The sequence below is a fragment of the Mesorhizobium sp. P3_A9 genome, assembly GCF_056402975.1.
Genome location: NZ_JBFUGJ010000510.1, coordinates 1 through 3,250, shown reverse-complemented (window position 1 = coordinate 3,250; position 3,250 = coordinate 1). Strand labels below are relative to the sequence as shown.

General features: G+C 59.9%; 2 protein-coding genes. Both read right to left on the bottom strand.

The window, feature by feature from the left end; all coding sequences use genetic code 11:
- A partial coding sequence (urtB, locus tag AC1DX0_RS33525) for an urea ABC transporter permease subunit UrtB (RefSeq protein WP_477358656.1) occupies positions 1-1,599 on the bottom strand: 1,599 nt, incomplete at its 3' end.
- A gap of 107 nt (positions 1,600-1,706) precedes the next feature.
- A complete protein-coding gene (gene urtA, locus AC1DX0_RS33520; RefSeq protein ID WP_477220376.1) occupies positions 1,707-2,987 on the bottom strand; it encodes an urea ABC transporter substrate-binding protein in 1,281 nt (426 codons plus the stop codon).
- Positions 2,988-3,250 lie beyond the last annotated feature (263 nt).

Below are 3,250 nucleotides of genomic sequence, written 5' to 3'. Positions count from 1 at the left end.
GCCATTGAGCGCGAACAGGCCGCGCGGGCGTTTCTGGATGAACAGGATGATCAGCACCAGCACGACGATCTTGCCGAGCACGGCGCCGGCATAGGGCTCGAGGAACTTGTTGACGATGCCGAGCGAAAAGGCGCCGACCAGCGTGCCCCAGAGATTGCCGACGCCGCCGAAGACCACGACCATGAAGCTGTCGATGATGTAGCCGCGGCCGAGATTGGGCGAGACATTGTCGATCTGGCTGAGCGCGACACCGGCAATACCGGCAATGCCGGATCCGAGCGCAAAGGTCAGCGCATCGACCCACGGCGTCCTGATGCCCATGGAAGCGGCCATGCGCCGGTTGGCGGTGACGGCGCGCATCTGCAAGCCCCAGGGCGTGCGCTTCATGACGTAGAGCAGCAGGCCGAAGACGGTGAGCGCGAAAACCAGGATCCAGAGTCGGTTCCAGGTGACAGCAAGCTGTCCGACATTGAACGAGCCCGACATCCACGAAGGGTTGCCGACCTCCTGGTTGGTCGGTCCGAAGATCGAGCGCACCGCCTGCTGCAGGATCAGCGACACGCCCCAGGTCGCCAGCAGCGTCTCCAGCGGCCGGCCGTAGAGGAAGCGGATGACGCCGCGCTCGATGATCAGGCCAACCAGGGCTGAGACAAGGAAGGCCAGCGGCAGCGCGATCACCAGCGACCAGTCGAACAGGCTGGGAAAGGACGTGCGGATCACCTGCTGGACGACGAAGGTGGTGTAGGCGCCGAGCATGACCATCTCGCCATGCGCCATGTTGATGACGCCCATGACGCCGAAGGTGATGGCGAGCCCGATCGCGGCGAGCAGCAGCACCGAGCCCAGCGAAATGCCGTACCAGATGTTTTGGCCGGCATCCCAGAAAGCCAGCGTCGAATTGATGCTGGCGATCGCGGCCGTCGCCGCTTCCTTCACGGCTTCCGAGGTATTTGCCTCGACCGAAGTGAGCAGCGAAACCGCGTCGCGGTCGCCGCGCGCGCCGATCAGCGCGATGGCCGCCAGCTTGTCTGCATCGGGCTTGTCTGACACCAGTATGGAAGCGGCACGCGCCTGCTCCAGCAAAGCCTTGACGCTCGCCACGCTTTCACTGGCGATCGCTGCGTCGAGCGGCTCGATATTCGCGGCATCGGGCGTCTTGAACATGGTGTCGGCGGCGGCGATGCGGACAGTCGGATCCTTGGAGCCGAGCGTCAACGTGCCCAATCCATCGCGGATGGCGCGGCGAAGCGTGTTGTTGACGCTGACCTTGGTGATGTCGTCCGCGGAGGCCACGCCTGCCGCCTCGCCGCTCAGCGGATCGAAAAGCTTGACGCTTTCGTCGCCTTCCTCGCCGACAAACACCATTGAGTCGGCCGTGCGAATGTAAAGATTGCCGTCCGCCAATGCGGCAAGCGGCCGTTCGACAGCCGGGTCGCCTGTGGCTGTCAACTCTTGAACGACAGCTCCCGTCTCGGAAAAGTCCGTCACTGTCGCGAATTTGGCGATGATGGCACGCAGATCGGCTTCCGCAGCGCCCGAAGACGACAGGGTCGTCAGCAGGAACAAGAGCGTGAGGCCCATCGCATGGAAAATCTTCATCGGTTTTTGGCGACCCTTGATGGTTGAACTGGGCGTCCGGACAGTGGAGGAAACCGTCCGGACGCACGCGGTCATGGACATGGACCTGAAGTCCAGTCCGGGGAGGATCAGTTCGTGCCCTTGCCGCCGCACTTGCCGGTTTTGACGTTGAAGTTGCCGCAGCTGAGCGGCGCGCGCCAATCCGAGATCAAGTCCTTGGAATCCGGCAGGTAGTCGGACCATTCGTCGCCCATCACCAGGCCAGGTGTCTTCGAAACCGTTTCGAACTGGCCATTGGCCTGGATTTCGCCGATCAGGACAGGCTTGGTGATGTGGTGGTTCGGCATCATCGTCGAATAGCCGCCGGTCARRTTSGGCACSGARACGCCGATCATGGCRTCGATGACCTTGTCCGGATCGGTGGTGCCGGCCTTTTCAACCGCCTTCACCCACATGTTGAAGCCGATATAGTGGGCTTCCATCGGGTCGTTGGTGGTGCGCTTGTTGTTCTTGATGAACTTGTGCCAGTCGGCGATAAACTTCTTGTTCTCAGGCGTGTTGACGCTCTCGAAATAGTTCCAGGCGGCGAGATGGCCGACCAGCGGCTTGGTGTCGAGACCGGCAAGTTCTTCCTCACCGACCGAGAATGCCATGACCGGGATGTCCTCGGCTTTGATGCCCTGGTTGCCGAGTTCCTTGTAGAATGGGACGTTGGCGTCGCCGTTGACGGTCGAGACGACGGCGGTCTTCTTTCCGGCCGAACCGAACTTCTTGATCGCCGAAACTTCCGTCTGCCAATCGGAGAAGCCGAACGGCGTATAGTTGGTCATGATGTCTTCGGCCGCGACGCCCTTGGACTTCAGATAGGCTTCGAGGATCTTGTTGGTGGTGCGCGGATAGACGTAGTCGGTGCCTTCCAGCACCCAACGCTTCACCGAGCCGCCGTCCTTGCTCATCAGATAGTCGACGGCCGGAATGGCCTGCTGGTTCGGAGCCGCACCCGTGTAGAACACGTTGCGCTCACTTTCCTCGCCTTCATACTGGACGGGATAGAACAGGATGTTGTCGAGTTCGGAGAACACCGGCAGCACCGATTTGCGCGACACCGAGGTCCAGCAGCCGAACACGGCCGCGACCTTGTCCTTCGAAATCAACTCGCGTGCCTTTTCGGCAAACAGCGGCCAGTTGGAAGCCGGATCGACGACGACGGCTTCGAGTTTCTTGCCGAGCAGACCGCCCTTGGCGTTCTGTTGCTCGATGAGCATCAGCATGGCGTCCTTCAGCGTCGTCTCCGAAATCGCCATGGTCCCCGACAGCGAATGCAGAATGCCGACCTTGATCGTGTCCTCAGCCGCTTTGGCTGGTACGGACATCARCAGSCCSGCSGCSACCACGCTTGCCGAAAACATYTTTGTTATTGTAGAGAAACTACCCCTCATACCGAAGACTCCCAAGCTGGTTGATTGCACCGAAACAGTTCAATGCAACCCCCATGCCAACTGCTGGGACGACGTTAGAAAAAGAAAATATCCTAACGTTCTCAAATGGTTGTTATATTAGTTTGGATAAATGCAGGAAAGCCGGTTAACAATTGGTTGAGGGAAATTTGCGCAGCGCACAAAGGAATTTGCCTAATTTTCGCCCAAATTGAGTATGTGCCTATATTTTGAAC